The organism is Mycobacterium gordonae (assembly GCF_001417955.2).
GTDB classification, from domain to species: Bacteria; Actinomycetota; Actinomycetes; order Mycobacteriales; family Mycobacteriaceae; genus Mycobacterium; species Mycobacterium gordonae_B.
This window is the reverse complement of sequence record NZ_LKTM01000046.1, coordinates 40,762-57,157: the sequence shown is the minus strand read 5'-3', so window position 1 is coordinate 57,157 and position 16,396 is coordinate 40,762. Positions and strand designations below refer to the sequence as shown.

13 protein-coding genes are annotated in these 16,396 nt (G+C 68.5%); 8 read left to right on the top strand and 5 right to left on the bottom strand.

Features of this window, described 5'->3' with window-relative positions; translation table 11 throughout:
• Positions 1-76: 76 nt before the first annotated feature.
• Positions 77-1,771 carry a dihydroxy-acid dehydratase gene (gene ilvD, locus AO501_RS07035; RefSeq protein WP_055577044.1) on the bottom strand — a complete coding sequence of 565 codons (1,695 nt, stop codon included), beginning with the start codon at positions 1,769-1,771 and terminating at the stop codon, positions 77-79.
• A gap of 95 nt (positions 1,772-1,866) precedes the next feature.
• Here ilvD and AO501_RS07030 point away from each other — a divergent pair, with 95 nt between their 5' ends.
• The 5 genes from AO501_RS07030 to AO501_RS07010 all read left to right on the top strand — a co-directional run bounded on the left by AO501_RS07030 (position 1,867) and on the right by AO501_RS07010 (position 7,555).
• Positions 1,867-2,157: a metal-sensitive transcriptional regulator gene (locus AO501_RS07030; RefSeq protein ID WP_055577043.1), complete on the top strand. Its 291-nt coding sequence runs from the start codon at positions 1,867-1,869 to the stop codon at positions 2,155-2,157.
• An 88-nt stretch (positions 2,158-2,245) separates the two neighbouring features.
• A complete protein-coding gene (locus tag AO501_RS07025) occupies positions 2,246-3,493 on the top strand; it encodes an MFS transporter (protein ID WP_055577042.1) in 1,248 nt (415 codons plus the stop codon).
• A 132-nt stretch (positions 3,494-3,625) separates the two neighbouring features.
• Positions 3,626-4,627, top strand: coding sequence for a L,D-transpeptidase (locus tag AO501_RS07020; protein ID WP_055577041.1), 1,002 nt, complete (start codon positions 3,626-3,628; stop codon positions 4,625-4,627).
• Between the two features lie 98 nt (positions 4,628-4,725).
• Positions 4,726-5,307 (top strand): TetR/AcrR family transcriptional regulator, encoded by a 582-nt coding sequence (locus tag AO501_RS07015; RefSeq protein ID WP_055577040.1) that lies wholly within the window; start codon positions 4,726-4,728, stop codon positions 5,305-5,307.
• Entirely contained in the window at positions 5,300-7,555 is a 2,256-nt protein-coding gene (locus AO501_RS07010) for a molybdopterin-dependent oxidoreductase (RefSeq protein ID WP_055577039.1), read from the top strand. The genes AO501_RS07015 and AO501_RS07010 overlap by 8 nt, the downstream gene beginning before the upstream one ends.
• A gap of 66 nt (positions 7,556-7,621) precedes the next feature.
• Here AO501_RS07010 and AO501_RS07005 read toward each other — a convergent pair whose 3' ends face one another.
• Positions 7,622-9,604 (bottom strand): M13 family metallopeptidase, encoded by a 1,983-nt coding sequence (locus AO501_RS07005; protein WP_055577038.1) that lies wholly within the window; start codon positions 9,602-9,604, stop codon positions 7,622-7,624.
• Positions 9,605-9,646: 42 nt separating this feature from the next.
• On the opposite strand from AO501_RS07005, the gene AO501_RS07000 reads away from it, so the two are divergent.
• Entirely contained in the window at positions 9,647-10,276 is a 630-nt protein-coding gene (locus tag AO501_RS07000; protein WP_055577037.1) for a hypothetical protein, read from the top strand.
• Positions 10,273-10,962 carry a hypothetical protein gene (locus AO501_RS06995; protein ID WP_055577036.1) on the top strand — a complete coding sequence of 230 codons (690 nt, stop codon included), beginning with the start codon at positions 10,273-10,275 and terminating at the stop codon, positions 10,960-10,962. Before AO501_RS07000 ends, AO501_RS06995 begins: the two co-directional genes overlap by 4 nt.
• Before the next feature lie 14 nt (positions 10,963-10,976).
• On the opposite strand, the gene AO501_RS06990 is transcribed toward AO501_RS06995, so the two are convergent.
• Positions 10,977-11,477, bottom strand: coding sequence for a hypothetical protein (locus AO501_RS06990; protein ID WP_055577035.1), 501 nt, complete (start codon positions 11,475-11,477; stop codon positions 10,977-10,979).
• Complete coding sequence (locus tag AO501_RS06985; protein ID WP_055577034.1) at positions 11,474-14,407, bottom strand: MMPL family transporter; 2,934 nt, start codon at positions 14,405-14,407, stop codon at positions 11,474-11,476. Before AO501_RS06985 ends, AO501_RS06990 begins: the two co-directional genes overlap by 4 nt.
• Positions 14,408-14,656: 249 nt before the next feature.
• Between AO501_RS06985 and AO501_RS06980 the strand changes: the two genes are divergently transcribed.
• A complete protein-coding gene (locus AO501_RS06980) occupies positions 14,657-15,205 on the top strand; it encodes a hemophore (protein WP_055577033.1) in 549 nt (182 codons plus the stop codon).
• Here AO501_RS06980 and AO501_RS06975 read toward each other — a convergent pair whose 3' ends face one another.
• Positions 15,206-16,378 (bottom strand): TIGR00374 family protein, encoded by a 1,173-nt coding sequence (locus AO501_RS06975; protein WP_055577032.1) that lies wholly within the window; start codon positions 16,376-16,378, stop codon positions 15,206-15,208.
• Positions 16,379-16,396: the final 18 nt, after the last annotated feature.

Here is a 16,396-nt window from a genome sequence, read left to right as displayed (position 1 = left end):
GTGCGTCAGCTGCGCAAAATCGGCGGTTTCGGCGCGGTGGACGCACACCCGAGGCGGTGGACGCACACCCGGCGCGTCAGCCGCAGACGGCTCCGTTTGCGGCCGAGCCCACCAGCTTGACGTACTTCGCCAGCACGCCGGTCTTGTAGCGCGGCGGCGGGGGAGTGAAATCCTTTTGCCGAGAGGCGAACTCGTCGGGGTCGACCAGCACGTCGAGGGTGTGGTTGGCCACGTCGAGACGGATCTTGTCGCCGTCGCGCAGGAAGGCGATCGGGCCGGCGTCGACGGCTTCGGGCGCCACGTGCCCCACGCACAGCCCGGTCGTCCCGCCGGAGAACCGGCCGTCGGTGAGCAGCAGCACGTCCTTGCCCAGCCCGGCGCCCTTGATGGCGCCGGTGATGGCGAGCATCTCGCGCATGCCGGGACCGCCCTTGGGCCCCTCGTAGCGGATCACCACCGCGTCGCCGTGGGTGATGGTGCCGTCCTCGAGCGCGTCCAGCGCCGCCCGCTCGCCGTCGAAAACCCGCGCGGTGCCTTCGAACACGTCGGAATCGAAACCGGCCGACTTGACCACCGCGCCTTCGGGCGCCAGTGATCCGCGCAGGATGGTGATGCCACCGGTCGGGTGGATCGGGTTGTTCAGGGCGCGCAGCACCTTGCCGTCCGGGTCCGGCGGCGCGATGTCGGCCAGGTTCTGCGCCACGGTCTGGCCGGTCACGGTCAGACAGTCACCGTGCAGCAGGTCGGCGTCCAGCAGTGCTTTCATCACCACCGGCACCCCGCCGATGTGGTCGACGTGCGACATCACGTGCCGGCCGAACGGCTTGACGTCGGCCAGATGCGGCACCCGCTTGCCGATGCGGGTGAAGTCGTCGAGGGACAATTCGACCTCGGCCTCGCGGGCGATCGCCAGCAGGTGCAGCACCGCGTTGGTCGAGCCGCCGAACGCCATCACCACCGCGATGGCGTTCTCGAACGCCTCCCGGGTGAGGATGTCGCGGGCGGTGATGCCCTTGCGCAACAGTTCGATGACGGCCTGACCGCTGCGGCGGGCGAACCCGTCGCGGCGGCGGTCGGTCGCCGGGGGAGCGGCGCTGCCCGGCAACGACATGCCCAGGGCTTCGGCGGCGCTGGCCATGGTGTTGGCCGTGTACATGCCGCCGCAGGCACCCTCGCCGGGGCAGATCGCCCGCTCGATGGCGTCGACGTCCTCCCGTGGCATCAGGCCGCGGGCGCACGCGCCCACCGCCTCGAACGCGTCGATGATGGTGACCTCGCGTTCGGTGCCGTCCGACAGCTTGGCGACACCCGGCAGGATCGACCCCGCGTAGAGGAACACCGAGGCCAGGTCGAGGCGGGCGGCGGCCATCAGCATGCCGGGCAGCGATTTGTCGCACCCGGCCAGCAGCACCGAGCCGTCCAGTCGCTCGGCCTGCATCACGGTTTCGACGCTGTCGGCGATCACCTCGCGCGACACCAGCGAGAAGTGCATCCCCTCGTGTCCCATGGAGATGCCGTCGGACACCGAGATCGTCCCGAACTCCAGCGGGTAGCCGCCCGCGGCGAAGACGCCCTCCTTGACGGCCTTCGCCAGCCGGTCCAGCGACAGGTTGCAGGGGGTGATCTCGTTCCAGGACGAGGCGACCCCGATCTGCGCCTTGGCGAAGTCCTCGTCGCCCATGCCTACCGCGCGGAGCATTCCGCGGGCGGCGGCCTTCTCCAGGCCGTCGGTGACGTCGCGGCTGCGGGGCTTGATGTCGGGTTCAGGCATGCAGCAAGTATGCGGTGCGGCGGCATCCCGCCAAAATCGTTTATGATCGAGAGGTAATACCCCGTCGGGGTATGCCATGGCGTTTGGGAGACTTGATGACGGCAGCACACGGGTACGCGCAGCAGAAGGACAATTACGCCAAGCGGCTGCGTCGCATCGAGGGTCAGGTGCGCGGCATCGCGCGCATGATCGAAGAGGACAAGTACTGCATCGACGTCCTCACCCAGATCAGCGCCGTCAACAGTGCCATGCGGTCGGTGGCGCTGAACCTGCTCGATGAGCACCTGAACCATTGCGTCACCCGTGCGGTGGCCGACGGTGGTCCCGAAGCCGACGAGAAGCTGGCCGAAGCCTCGGCCGCCATCGCACGCCTTGTCCGTTCCTGACCGGGCGTGTTGACACCCAATGTTTGGGTAAAGCCCGGATACGTTGCGTACGGTTATCACGGCGCAATCGTGTCGCCACCCCAACACCATGACTGCCGAATCGGGAACCATCGCCGCAACCGCACGAACGTGGACGCCACGGATCGCGGTTCAACTTGCGGTGCTCGCCGCGGCGGCCTTCATCTATGTGACCGCGGAGCTGCTTCCCGTGGGGGCCCTGTCGGCGATCGCGCGCAACCTGAACGTCAGCGTGGTCTTGGTGGGCACACTGCTGACCTGGTACGCGTTCGTGGCGGCGGTGACCACCGTTCCGCTGGTGCGCTGGACCGCGCACTGGCCGCGGCGCCGGACGCTGTTGCTGAGCCTGGTGTGTCTGACGGTCTCGCAGCTGATTTCGGCGCTGGCGCCCAGCTTCGCGGTACTCGCCGCCGGCCGGGTGCTGTGCGCGGTGACGCACGGCCTGCTGTGGTCGGTGATCGCTCCGATCGCCACCCGCCTGGTGCCGCCCAGCCACGCCGGACGCGCCACCATGTCGATCTACGTCGGAACCAGCCTGGCGCTGGTCATCGGTAGCCCACTGACCGCGGCCCTGAGTCTGATGTGGGGCTGGCGGCTGGCGGCCGTGTGTGTCACCGTCGCGGCCGCCATCGTGACGGTCGCGGCCCGGGTGGTGCTGCCCCCGCTGACGCTCACCACCGACCAGTTGCAGTACGTGGGCCGACGCTCGACGCATCACCGCAACCGGGCGCTGATCATGGTGAGCCTGATCACGATGATCGGCGTCACTGGGCACTTCGTCTCCTACACGTACATCGTCGTGATCGTCCGTCAGGTCGTCGGCGTGCGCGGGCCCAACGTCGCGTGGTTGCTGGCCGCCTACGGAATCGCCGGGGTGCTTGCGGTGGCATTGGTGGCGCGTCCGCTGGACCGCCGCCCCAAGGGGGCGATCATTGTCTGCATGGCGGGGCTGACGGCCGCGCTGGCGGTGCTCAGTGCGCTGGCCTTCGGCTGGCATCGCTCCGCGACGACGGCGCTGGTGGTCGGGACGGCGGCGATCGTGCTGTGGGGCGCCATGGCCACCGCGGTGTCTCCGATGCTGCAGTCGGCGGCGATGCGTGCCGGCGCCGACGACCCGGACGGCGCCTCGGGCCTGTACGTCACGGCGTTCCAGGTGGGCATCATGGCGGGATCGCTGGCCGGTGGCCTGTTGTACGAGCGCAGTGTGGCGATGATGCTGACCGCGTCGGCAGGACTGATGGGTGTCGCGTTATTGGCGATGGCAGCGATTCGCCCGATCGTCGATACAGCAGATTCGGCAATTTCACAGGGCGACTAACGGCGCAGGTCAGCGGCCTGAACTGGGCTTGGTAACGGTCGCGGCGGGTTCAGCGAATGGCAATTTGGGGTTTCTGCTGTGCCACACTGGGGCCAGTTCAGGTCTTGAAGTAGGTGACCGGAAGGAAAGAGTATGTCGCGCTCGATGAGGGGCCGCACGAGGGCTGGCCTCGTCGCCGCTCTCAACGCATTCGGAGTCGCTGCGGTGCTCATGATGGGCGCCGGACCGGCCCTGGCGGACCCGGACGAGGCGCCCGGCGACCCGGGACCGGTGGTGGCGCCCGTGGACCCGCCCGCGCCCGAGCCGTTGCCGATCGCTCTGCCGCCGCTGCCCGATCCGTTCGGCCTCCCGCCGGGTGACCCGGCCGCGGTTCCGGTGGCGTCCGGGCCGGTGGCCGGCCAGGACCCGACGCCGTTCGTTGGCGAACCGCCGTTCCGGCCGCCGTCGTTCAACCCGGTCAACGGGGCGATGGTGGGTGTGGCCAAGCCGATCATCATCAACTTCCAGGTGCCGATCGCCGACCAGGCGATGGCCGAGCGCGCCGTGCACATCTCGTCGATCCCGCCGGTGCCGGGCAAGTTCTACTGGATGACGCCGTCGCAGCTGCGCTGGCGGCCGCTGAGCTTCTGGCCCGCCAACACGGCGGTGAACATCGACGCCGCCGGCACCAAGTCCAGCTTCCGCACCGGTGACTCGCTGATCGCGACGGCCGATGACGCCACGCACCAGATGACGATCACCCGCAACGGTGTGGTGCAGCAGACCTTCCCGATGTCGATGGGGATGGCCTCCGGTGGGCACCAGACGCCGAACGGCACCTACTACGTGCTGGAGAAGATGCCGACGGTGGTGATGGACTCCTCGACCTACGGGGTGCCGGTCAACTCGCCGAACGGCTACAAGGTGACCGTGTCGGATGCCGTGCGGATCGACAACAGCGGCAACTTCGTGCACAGTGCCCCGTGGTCGGTGGCCGACCAGGGCAAGCGCGATGTCAGCCACGGGTGCATCAATCTGGCGCCGGCCAATGCCAAGTGGTTCTTCGACAACTTCGGCAGCGGCGACCCGATCGTGGTCAAGAACTCCGTCGGCACGTACAACAAGCCCGACGGCGCCTCGGACTGGCAGCTCTAACTTCTAACGCCGAGCAGACGCAAAGTCGCCCTTTTCGATCCTGAAAAGGGCGACTTTGCGTCTGTTCGCGGGGATGAGTTATGTATAGCATCATACATATGCGAAGTCCCCGAGAGCGGATGGTGGTGTCCGCGGCCCTGCTGATCAGGGAGCGCGGTGCGCGGGCCACGGCGATATCCGACGTGCTGGCGCACAGCGGGGCGCCCCGCGGGTCGGCCTACCACCACTTCCCGGGCGGGCGCACGCAACTGTTGTGCGAGGCGGTCGACTTCGCCGGCGAGCACATTGCCGCTCTCATCGCCGAAGCGGACAGCGGTCCGGCGCTGCTGGACCTGCTGATCGAGAAGTACCGGGAGCAGCTGCTGGCGACCGAGTTCCGCGCGGGTTGCCCGATCGCGGCGGTCTCTGTGGAAGCGGGCTTCGACCAGGACGACCGGGACCGGATGGCCCCGGTGGTGCAGCGGGCGGCGGCGGTGTTCGACCGTTGGTCGGACCTGATCGCCCAGCGCTTCATCGCCGATGGCATCGCCGCGGAGCGGGCCGCTGAGCTCGCGGAGTTTGCGACGGCCGCGCTGGAGGGCGCGTTGCTGCTGGCGCGGGTGCGACGCGACCTGGCGCCACTGGATCTGGCTCACCGCCAGGTGCGCGAGTTGATCGAAAGGAATCTGCCCCATGAATGACTGGCAGCCCACCGCGTGCATCCTGTGCGAGTGCAACTGCGGCATCGTCGTACAGACCGAAGGCCGCACCCTCGCCCGTATCCGGGGCGACAAAGAGCATCCGGCGTCGCAGGGTTACACCTGCAACAAGGCGTTGCGGCTGGACCACTACCAGAACGGCCGGGGCCGGCTGACCTCGCCGCTGCGCCGGCGTGCCGACGGTAGCTATGAGGAAATCGATTGGGACACAGCGATCGTCGAGATCGCCGAGGGTTTCAAACACATTCGCGACAGCTACGGTGGCGACAAGATCTTCTACTACGGCGGCGGTGGGCAGGGCAACCATCTCGGCGGTGCCTACAGTGGCGCGTTTCTGAAGGCGCTGGGCTCCAAGTACCGGTCAAATGCGTTGGCGCAGGAGAAGACCGGCGAGGCGTGGGTCGACGCACAACTCTACGGCGGTCATACCCGCGGCGAGTTCGAGCACGCCGAGGTGTCGGTGTTCGTCGGCAAGAACCCGTGGATGTCGCAGAGTTTCCCCCGGGCGCGGGTGGTCCTCAACGAGATCGCCAAGGATCCGCGGCGCTCGATGATCGTGATCGACCCGGTCGTCACCGACACCGCGAAGATGGCCGACTTCCATCTGCGGGTGCGGCCCGGAACCGACGCCTGGTGCCTGGCCGCGCTGGCCGCGGTCCTGGTGCAGGAAAACCTCTGCAACGAAGCGTTTCTCGCCGAGCACGTGCACGGTGCGGACGCTGTGCGGGCGGTGCTGGCCGACGTGCCGGTCAGCCAGTACGCAGGGCGGTGCGGGGTGGACGAGGAGTTGTTGCGCGCGGCGGCGCGTCGGATCGGGACGGCCGGCAGCGTCGCGGTGTTCGAGGACCTCGGCGTGCAGCAGGCGCCCAACAGCACGGTGTGCTCCTACCTGAACAAGCTGTTGTGGATCCTGACCGGCAACTTCGCGAAAAAGGGTGGCCAGCACCTGCATTCGTCGTTTGCGCCGCTGTTCAGCACCGTCTCGGGACGCACGCCGGTGACCGGAGCGCCCATCATCTCCGGTTTGGTGCCGTGCAACGTCGTCCCCGAGGAGATCCTGACCGACCACCCGGACCGGTTCCGGGCCATGATCGTCGAAAGCAGCAACCCTGCCCACTCGGTGGCCGACTCGGCCGCGTGCCGCGAGGCGTTCCGGTCGCTGGAGCTGCTGGTTGTCGTCGATGTCGCGATGACCGAGACCGCCCGACTGGCGCACTACGTGCTGCCCGCGGCGTCGCAGTTCGAGAAGTGTGAAGCCACCTTCTTCAACCTCGAATTCCCGCACAACGCAATGCAGTTGCGGCACCGGCTGTTCCCGCCGCTGCCCGGCACGTTGCCGGAACCGGAGATCTGGGCGCGGCTGGTGCGTGCGCTGGGCGTGGTCTCCGATGAGGATTTGCGGCCGCTGCACGAGGCCGCGGCACGGGGGCGTCAGGCGTATGCCGAGGCGTTCCTGGGTGCCGTCGCGGGCAACCCGACGCTGGCCCGGGTGCTGCCTTTTGTGCTGTACGAAACGCTGGGCCCGACGCTGCCGGACGGGTTGGCCGGCGCCGCGGCGTTGTGGGGACAGGCGCAGAAGACGGCGATGACGTACCCCGACGCCGTCCGGCGGGCCGGGCACGAAGACGGCAACGCGCTGTTCGACGCGATCATCGGCAGTCCCTCCGGCGTGACGTTCACCGTCCACAACTACGAGGACGACTTCGCGCTGATCGGCCACAGCGACCACAAGATCGCTCTAGAGATACCCGAAATGCTCAGCGAGATGAAGGCTTTGGCGGCCGATCCGGAGCGGCTGACCAGCGACGAGCTGCCGATCGTGCTGTCGGTGGGGGAGCGGCGCGCCTACACCGCCAACGACATCTTCCGCGACCCGTCCTGGCGTAAACGCGACGCCGACGGGGCGCTGCGGGTCAGTGTCGAAGACGCCCAGGCCCTCGGCCTGCACGCCGGCGGCCGGGCGCGCATCACCACGGCGGCCGGCAGCGCCGAGGCCACCGTCGAGATCACCGAGACCATGCTGCCCGGACATGCCGCACTGCCCAACGGTTTTGGGCTGGACTACGTGGGCGAGGACGGACGGACCGTTGTCCCCGGGGTGGCTCCGAACGCGCTGACGTCGACCAAGTGGCGCGACCCCTATGCCGGCACGCCCTGGCACAAGCACGTGCCAGCGCGTATCGAAACGGTCGGCACACCCCGGCGATCAGACGCAAAGTCGCACGCATAGCCGCGGTTTCGTGCGATTTCGCGTCTGCTCGCGCCGGAAAGGTGCGCCCTGCCCGCGCCGGAAACGCTAGTTCCAGATGCGGACGCGCCGCGGCGGCTCCAGGAACAGCTCGTCGGACTCCGAGACGTCGAAAGCCTCGTAGAACGCGTCCACGTTGCGGATTACCCCGTTGCAGCGGAACTCCGGGGGCGAGTGCGGGTCCACCGCGAGACGCCGGATCGCTTCGGCGTCACGGGACTTCGTCCGCCACACCTGGGCCCAGCCGAAGAACACCCGCTGCACGCCGGTAAGTCCGTCGATCACCGGCGCGGGTTGCCCGTTCAGCGACAGCTGGTAGGCCAGCAGGGCGATCGACAGGCCGCCCAGGTCGCCGATGTTCTCACCGACGGTGAAGGCGCCGTTCACGTGGTGACCGTTGTCCAGCCCGCGGGGCGTGTACGCCTCGTACTGCTCGATCAAAGCTTTTGTGCGGGCGCCGAACTCGGTGCGGTCGTCGTCGGTCCACCAGTCCACCAGGTTGCCGTCACCGTCGTACTTGGCGCCCTGGTCGTCGAAGCCGTGCCCGATCTCGTGGCCGATGACCGCCCCGATGCCGCCGTAATTCGCCGCGTCGTCGGCCTCGGCGTCGAAGAACGGTGGCTGCAGAATGGCTGCGGGAAAGACGATTTCGTTCATCCCCGGGTTGTAGTAGGCGTTGACGGTCTGCGGTGTCATGAACCACTCGTCGCGGTCGACGGGCCCGCCGAGCTTGGCCAGTTCACGGTCGTGGTTGACGGCGTAGCCGCGCTGGAAGTTGCCGTACAGGTCCTCGCGATCGATCACCAGCGCGGAGTAGTCCCGCCAGGTGACCGGATAGCCGACCTTGGCGGTGAACTTGTCGAGCTTGGTCAGCGCGCGCTGCCGGGTCTCCGGTGTCATCCAGTCCAGGTCGCTGATGCTGATCCGGTACGCCTCCTGCAGGTTGGCCACCAGCGTGTCGATGCGGTCCTTGGCCCCCGGCGGGAAATGCCGCTCCACGTAGAGCTTTCCGACGGCATCGCCCATCAGGGTCTCCACCAGCGCGACCGCCCGCTTCCAGCGGTCCCGGATCTGCTCGGTGCCGGTCAGCCGCCGGCCGTAGAAGTCGAAGTCCGCCTCGACCATCGCACTCGTCAGCCACGGCGAACGGGCGCGGATCAACCGCCAGCGCGCCCAGCTCTTCCAGTCTTCGAGGTCTTCGCTGCCCCACAGGTCGGCGAAGGCGGTGAGGTAGTCCGGTTGGCGGACAACCAGTTCCGCGACGGCCTCGGGGGTGATGCCCAGCCCGGAGACCCAGCCGGACCAGTCGAAGCCCGAGGTGTTCTCCAGCTCGGCGAAGGTGCGCAAATTGTAGGTGAGCTCGGCGTCACGGCGCTTGACCACGTCCCAGTGGGCGGCGGCCAGTTTGCTCTCCAGCGCCACGATCCGGCCGGCGGTGTCGGCATGGTCGTCCGCGGTGCCCCCGAAGACGAGGCCGAACATGGTGGCGATGTGCCCCGGGTAGGCGGCGAGCACGGCGGCGTGCTGCTCGTCGCGGAAATAGGACTCGTCGGGCAGGCCGATGCCCGACTGCGAGAAGTGCACCAGGTAACGGCTGGAGTCCTTGGAATCGGTGTCGACGTACAGTCCGACACCGCCGCCCACCCCGGTGCGTTGCAGCGCGCCGACGACGGCCGCCAGCGCGCTACGGTCGGCGGCGCCGTCGATCACGGTCAGTTCGTCGAGCAGCGGTTGCAGTCCGCGGCGCTCGACCGCGTCCTCGTCCAGGAAGCTGGCGTAGAGGTCGCCGATGCGCTGCTCGTCGGTGCCCGACGCGGCCTGGCTCTGAGCGGCCTGCATGATCAGGTCGCGCACCTGCTCCTCGGCCCGGTCGAACAAAGTCCGGAAGGCGCCGTCGGTCGCGCGGTCGGCGGGGATGTCGTACTCGGTCAGCCAGCGGCCGTTGACGTGCCCGAAAAGGTCGTCCTGGGGGCGTGCTGCTGGGTCGACGTAGCTCAGGTCGATGCCCGAGCGGATGGCCTCTACTGTCACCCCGCCATCCTTCCATCTCTTTTCGGGTGCAACGATCGCACCATGCCTGACCAGGACGCCGAAGACATCGACGACACCGAAGACACCGAAGACACCGAAGAAGACGACGAAGCTGATTCGCGGGTGTTCTCCACCTACGGCATCGCTTCGACGGTGCTCGGCCTGATCTCGGTCGCGGCGCTGGTGCTGGGCGGGCTGATCTGGTTCGGTCATCGCGACGACTCCGCCGAGCGGGTCTACCTGTCCCGGGTGATGGCGGCCGCGGCCGACTGGACGGAAATCCTGATCAACATGAACGTCGGCAACATCGACGCCAGCCTGCAGCGACTGCACGACGGCACGGTCGGACAGCTCAACACCGACTTCGAGGCCGCGATCATGGACTACCGGAAGGTCGTGGAGAAGCTGCAGGCCCGCAGCGCCGGCCAGATCGAGGCGGTGGCGATCGACAGCGTGCACCGCGACCTGGACACCGTGCCAGGCTCCCCGCGGCCGGTGGTGACGACGAAGCTGCCGGCATTCGCCACCCGGACCGACTCGGTCATGCTGGTGGCCACCTCGGTCAGCGAGAACGCCGGTGCCAAACCGCAGGTGGTGCACTGGAATCTGCGCCTGGACGTATCGAACGTCGACAACAAGATGATGATCTCCAAGCTGGAGTCGATCCGATGAGAAACGCATGGCGGCTCGCGGCGTTCGACGTGCTGGCACCGGTGGCGGCGCTGGTCGCGCTGTTCGGGATCGGCGCGGTGCTGGCCTGGCCGCGGTGGTGGGTGGCGGTGGCCGCCGCGCTCGCGCTGCTGATCGTCGAAGGCGTCGCGATCAACTTCTGGCTGCTGCGCCGCGACAGGGTCACCGTGGGTACCGACGACGACGCGCCGGTGCTGCGGTTGGCGGTTGCGTTCCTGGCCGCGGTCGCCCTGTGCGCGGCCGTGCTGACCGGATACACGCACTGGACGACCAAGGACGAAGACTTCAAGCGGGACTCGGTCGTGGTGGTTCAGGTCGCCACGGGCGTGGCCGAGGCGGTCGCGTCGTTCTCCCCGACGGCGCCCGGGGCGTCCATTGAGCGCGCCGCGTCGATGATGGTGCCGGACAAGGCGGGCAAATTCAAAGAGGAGTACACCAAGACCAGCGCGGACCTGCTGCAGCGCAAAATCACCGCGCAGGCGTCCACGCTGGCGGCCGGTGTCGAGGCCATCGGGCCCTCGGCGGCCAGCGTCGCGGTGATCATGCGGGTCACCCAGAACGCGCCCGGCCAGCCCGCCAGTCAGGCCGCCCCGGCGGTCCGGGTCACCTTGACCAAACGCGGCAACGACTGGCTGGTGCAGGACATCGTCCCGATCAATTCCCGCTGAGCGCCGGTGGAGCGCTAGTTGGAGTTGGCCGAGCGCTCGTTCTTCACCCGGACGAACCGGTCGGACAGCCTGCGCATCCGGATCATCAGCGACGCCGACGGGCTGACGCTGCCATCGAGGTAGGTCGCGAGATCCTCCGGAGCTACCCCGATTCGGGAGGCGAACTCCTGCTGTACCAGGCCGGACCGCTCCATCAGCAGCTTGACGTGCCGGGCCACCTCGGCGCGCTCATTGGCCTCCAGGTGGGTGCGAGCGCGCTCGAGTACCTCCCACAGCGCCTTGGCGATGCCGACGGGCCGCGACCCCCGCAGGATCTCTTCCACCTGGCGGGCGGTCCGGCCGTAAGGGTCGCGCTTGAGGGCGCCGGCGATGCGCTTCCAGGTGGCGATGTCCCCGCCCTGCAGGGCGGCGTGGATCGCGGCGGTGGACCAGAACTCCACCGGCTGATCAGGGTCCGGTCGCCGCACACCTTGGGGAGCAGGCGCAGGATTTCGCTGGTCGGCAGCCAACGTCACCTCGCCTCCTCCAGCATTGCCACGGCCACGGACAGGCAGCGCTGCCTGACCTCCTCCCAGTCTGCCCTCGCATCGGGCTCGGGCCAATCGTCGTCGAGGTCGGACGGGTCCGGATCCGCGAGCCGGCGAACCAACTCGGTGGCCATCCACTGCGATCGCGAAGACGAGCCGAGAGGCTGACAACAGTAATACCTATCCATCCCGGCCAGCACCACCGCGACGGTCTCCGGATCCATTGCGTCGACCATGTCAGCAAAATCGGCGTAATCGCGGCTGCTGTTACGGCTCATGATCAGGTAGCCCTTGAACCGCAGCGTTTCGGCCCCGGTCGGGATCAGCAAACGGTCGCCGGTCGGCAGCTGCACGTTGGTGGTCTCCACCGGGCTGCTGCGCCGGAAACCGTTCCTGGTCCCCTTGCTTTCCAGCGCGTCCAGTGCGACGGAGAGGCGGCCGCGCCACAGGGTCACCGGATGGATCGGGCGGTCGGCCAACGACATGGCACGGGCGATGCCGCTGCGGTACGCGAGACTGACCCTGCCGACCGGGCCGGTGGCCAGCGCCACCGTGTCGGCCTCCGCCGATTCCGGCTCGTCCTTGCGTGCGCAACCGGAGAACGCCAGCGGGTCCGCTACGCAAATGGCATCGGGGGCAAGGTGTTTGAGCTTGGCCGCGGACTTGATCACCACCCGCAGATCGGCGCTGGGCGCGATCGCGGCGGTGATGTCCTCGGGGATGACGACGACACCGCCGAGATCGACGTCGGGCAGCGGGCGATCGAAGTCGACGGACGGCAGGATCCGGCCCAGCCAGCCCGGTAGCCACCAGTTCCACTTGGAGAACATCGCCATCAGCGCCGGCACCATGACCAGCCGCACCACCGTGGCGTCGACTGCGATCGCGACGGCACACGCCACACCGATCTCGGCCACCAGCGGCATGCCCGCAAAGGCGAATCCACAGAACACCGCGATCATGATCAGCGCGGCGCTGGTGATGGTGCGGGCGCTGGTGCTGACCCCGTAGGCGACCGCGTCGCGGGTGTGGCCGGTCTGCAGGAAGCGTTCGCGGATCCGGGTGAGCAGGAAGATCTCGTAATCCATGGACAACCCGAACGTCATCGCGAGGACCAGCGGCGGCACGGTGCTGTCGATCGAGGTGAGATGCGGGAAACCGAGCGATTCGGCCCAGCCCCACTGGAAGACCATGACCAGGCTGCCGTAGGCGGCCGCCACCGACAGCAGCGTCATCAGCACACCCTTGAGCGCCAGCAGCACCGAGTGCACCGAGAGCAACAGCATGATGAAGGCGATCAGGGCGACGAACGCCAGCACGATGGGCTGGGTCTGCGACACCTGGTCGTCGAAGTCCTTGATCAGCGCGGTCGAGCCGCCGACGGAAACCTGGGCGTCGCCGCCGACCCTGGGCAGCTGGCTGCGCAACCAGTCGACGGTGTGCCGGGCGCGCAGGTCTTCGGGATCGACCGACAACACGGCGTTGAGCACGGCGCTCTTGTTGTCGGCGGCGTATTGCGGCGGCCCCACCGAGGCGACGTCGGGCGCCTGCGTCATCTTCTCGCGGATCGCCGCGAGCTTCTGGGCGCGCACCGGGACCGCGTCCTGTCCCTGCGGCCAGTCGGGGAAGTTCACCAGCACCTGAACGGGGCCGAGCGCGCCCGGGCCCAGTGCCTGCGACGCCGAGGCCACCCCCGCCCGGATTTCGTGGGAGGAGTCGAACTGCCGCAACAGACTGTTGCCCAGCACCATCGACAGCGCCGGTGCGGCCATCAGCAGCAGTACCGCCGAGGCCGCCACCGCGGAGATCCAGGGGCGGCGCATCACCCAGGTGACCCACCGGGTCCAGAACCGGGACACCGTGCTCTCCGGCCGGCGCGACCAGTGCAGCAGCGGCGACCTCTTGGCCGCCGCCCGGGAGAACGTCGCCAGCAACGCCGGCGTCAGCGTCGCCGACGTCAGCATCGCGACCGCGACGGCGAGGATGGCGCCGGTGGCCATCGATCTCAGCGCCGGGGTGTTGATCACGTAGATGCCGCTCAGAGAGGCGATGACGGTCATCCCGGACAGCACGACCGCCAGACCCGAGGTGCCCATCGCGGCATCCACGGCCTCTTGCGGCTGACGGCCGGTGCGCAGTTCCTCCCGGAAGCGCATCAGGATGAACAGCGAATAGTCGACGGCCAGCGCGATGCCGAACATCGACACCGTCGAGGTCACGAACACCGACATGGGCGTGTGCATGGACAGCGCGTAGACCAGTCCCATGGTCACCACGACCGTGCAGACGCCCAGCGCCAGCGGGATCGCCGCGGCGGCCAGCGAGCCGAACACCGCCAGCAGCACGACCAGGATGATCGGCAGGTTCCATTCCTCGGCCTTGGCGATGTCGTGCTTGGTGTTCGCGGCGGCGGCGGCGCTCAGCGCACCCTGGCCGATGACATAGAGCCGGACGCGGCCGTTGGCGGTCTGCCCGGACTGGTCGCCGTTGACGCCGACCCGTTCCCGCAGTTTCTTGGCGACGTCGCTGGTGCCGGGGTTGCGAGCGTCCAGGCGCAGGGTCACCACGTACGGCCGGTCGGGTTGGGGCGGCCGCTGCGTGGGGTTGGGTGCCTCGGTGACGCCCGGAAGCTCGCCGGCGATCCGTTTGAGCTCCGCGACCGCGTCGTTGATGTCCTGGTAGGTCGCGTCGGCGCGAGGGGCGGCCACCAGCGCCAGTGGTGACGCTCCCAGCTCGGGATATTGCTCGACGAGTTGGTCGTGCACAGCCAGCGACTGGGAGCCGGCAACCTCGAACCCGCCGCCGGTGAGGTTGCCCGACTGCGTCATAGCCAGATAAACCGCCGGCACCAGCGCGAGCAACCAGCCTGCAAAGACGAACCAGCGGAATCTGCGCAGGTTGCGGCTCAGCCGCATCATGAACTGCTGGATTTTCTATCTCCCCGTGTTTCTTGCGCAGCACGTGCCCGCGAGCCTACCCGAGTGCCCGGAGTCCTAGCTCTGCTTATCGGTTGCTGAGCTGCGACGACACCGGTTTGGCGGGATCGTTGTTAAGTCGTGATCGAGGTGGGCCGTCCGCTTGAGTTGGCGGCCCCACCGGGCGGGATGGCAGGATGTCGGTGGCCGCCGGTGGGGGGACTTCGGGCGGCGAATCGTGAGGAGTCATTGATGCCAAGTACGCCCTTCCTGCGCCGGGGACTGTTCGCCGTCGTGGCCGCGACCGGGTTGTCCTGCGCCGGCAGCGCCGTTCTTTCGGCGCCCGCGGCGACCGGTTCGACGGACCCGTGCGCGGCCAGCGAGGTGGCCCGCACCATCGGCTCGGTGGCCAAGTCGACGGGCGACTACCTGGACTCGCACCCCGAGACCAACCAGGTGATGACCAGCGCCCTGCAGGACCAGGCCGGCCCGCAGTCGCTCGGGACGATCAAGACCTACTTCGAGGCAAATCCCAAGGTGGCTCTGGACATGCAGGGGCTGGCCAACCCGCTGAACAAGCTGGGCACCCAGTGCAAGCTGCCGATTTCGCTGCCGCAGGCGCTCAGCATGGTGCAGGCGGCCCAGGGCGGGGGCGGACTGCCGGGTCTGCCGGCCGGCGGTGCTCCCGCTGCGCCGCTGCCGGGCCCCGCGCCCGCCGCCGGCACGGCGCCGGTGCCGGGCGTGCCCGCCGTCGCGGCGCCGACCAGCGCGCCGAAGCCCGCGCCAAAACCGGGCGGCTAGCTAGCCAGCCGGGTCCAGCGGCGGCAACGGTCCCTGCAGCGCCGAGTCGGCCGGGTCGGCCATGGCGTGCAGGTCCGGCACGCGTAGTTCGGGATCGGTGGGCGGGTCGTCGTCGCCGTCCGCGACGAGTTTCTCGGTGCGGAACATGAAGAAGAAAACCACCCAGCCGATCGCGGCGATGAACAGCCAGCTGATCAGGCGGTAGATCAGCATCGCCGAGATCGCGTTCGGCAACCCCATGCCGCTGGACACCAGCCCGGGGACCAGCACCGCTTCCACCACCAGCAGGCCACCCGGCATCAGCGGGATCGTCCCGACGGCGCGGGCCGCCGCATAAGCGACCGTCAGGCCGGCGACCGAGGCGTGGTCACCGGCGGCGTAGGCCGCGAACCCCAGGCACGCGACGTCGGCGACCCAGTTGAACAGCGACCAGCTGAACGCCACGCCCAGGTCGCGCCGGCTCAGGCTCACCGACTCCAGCTGCATCAGGATTTCGCGCCATTTGTCCAGGCCGGTGTCTGCCGGTTTGCCGCGGATGGAGTTGACCCAGGACAGAACCTTGCTGCCGATACCCTCGATCAGCTCCGGGCGGGACGCCACCGCCTGCGCCAGCAACAACAGCGCGATGAAGCCGCCGAGGGTGAACAGCAGCGAGAACGGGTTGTTCCGCGCGCCCAGGAAGAATGCGCCGCCCAGCCCGAGCACGGCCAGACCGACCGCCTGCAAGGCGCCCGACATCACCAGCTGCCAGGACGCGACCACCGTCGAAGCGCCCCAGATGCGCTGCTGGCGCAGCAGGAACGTCGCCGAGATCACCGGACCGCCGGGCAGCGTGGTGCTCAGCGAATTGGCCGCGTAGAAGGCCGCTTCCGAGCGAAGTTGCTTGACGTGCACGCCGGCGGACCGCAGCAACGTGCGCTGAATCTGGGCGAAGCTGTGCATCGACGCCGCGGCGGCCGCCATCGCGGCGACCAGCCACCACCAGTTGGCCTCGAACAGACTCGTCCACGCCTTGGCCAGCTGGTCGCGCACCAGAATCACCTCGACGCCGAGCACGATCGCGACGACGGACAGCACCACCCACCGCAGCCACCAGTATTTGCCGCGCGCCGGCTTCTCGCCCCGGGCGAGGCGTATGCCCGCAAACTTGCGGGCACCGGCGTCAGACGACATCGCATCAGGGTAGCCGGG

Bases quoted from the DNA above. Each gene is read 5' to 3' on its own strand.
- AO501_RS07030 (WP_055577043.1), top strand. From the start codon at position 1,867: ATGACGGCAGCACACGGGTACGCGCAGCAGAAGGACAATTACGCCAAG.
- AO501_RS06975 (WP_055577032.1), bottom strand. From the start codon at position 16,378: ATGTCGTCTGACGCCGGTGCCCGCAAGTTTGCGGGCATACGCCTCGCC.
- AO501_RS06995 (WP_055577036.1), top strand. From the start codon at position 10,273: ATGAGAAACGCATGGCGGCTCGCGGCGTTCGACGTGCTGGCACCGGTG.
- AO501_RS07000 (WP_055577037.1), top strand. From the start codon at position 9,647: ATGCCTGACCAGGACGCCGAAGACATCGACGACACCGAAGACACCGAA.
- ilvD (WP_055577044.1), bottom strand. From the start codon at position 1,771: ATGCCTGAACCCGACATCAAGCCCCGCAGCCGCGACGTCACCGACGGC.
- AO501_RS06980 (WP_055577033.1), top strand. From the start codon at position 14,657: ATGCCAAGTACGCCCTTCCTGCGCCGGGGACTGTTCGCCGTCGTGGCC.
- AO501_RS07010 (WP_055577039.1), top strand. From the start codon at position 5,300: ATGAATGACTGGCAGCCCACCGCGTGCATCCTGTGCGAGTGCAACTGC.
- AO501_RS07025 (WP_055577042.1), top strand. From the start codon at position 2,246: ATGACTGCCGAATCGGGAACCATCGCCGCAACCGCACGAACGTGGACG.
- AO501_RS06985 (WP_055577034.1), bottom strand. From the start codon at position 14,407: ATGATGCGGCTGAGCCGCAACCTGCGCAGATTCCGCTGGTTCGTCTTT.
- AO501_RS07020 (WP_055577041.1), top strand. From the start codon at position 3,626: ATGTCGCGCTCGATGAGGGGCCGCACGAGGGCTGGCCTCGTCGCCGCT.
- AO501_RS07015 (WP_055577040.1), top strand. From the start codon at position 4,726: ATGCGAAGTCCCCGAGAGCGGATGGTGGTGTCCGCGGCCCTGCTGATC.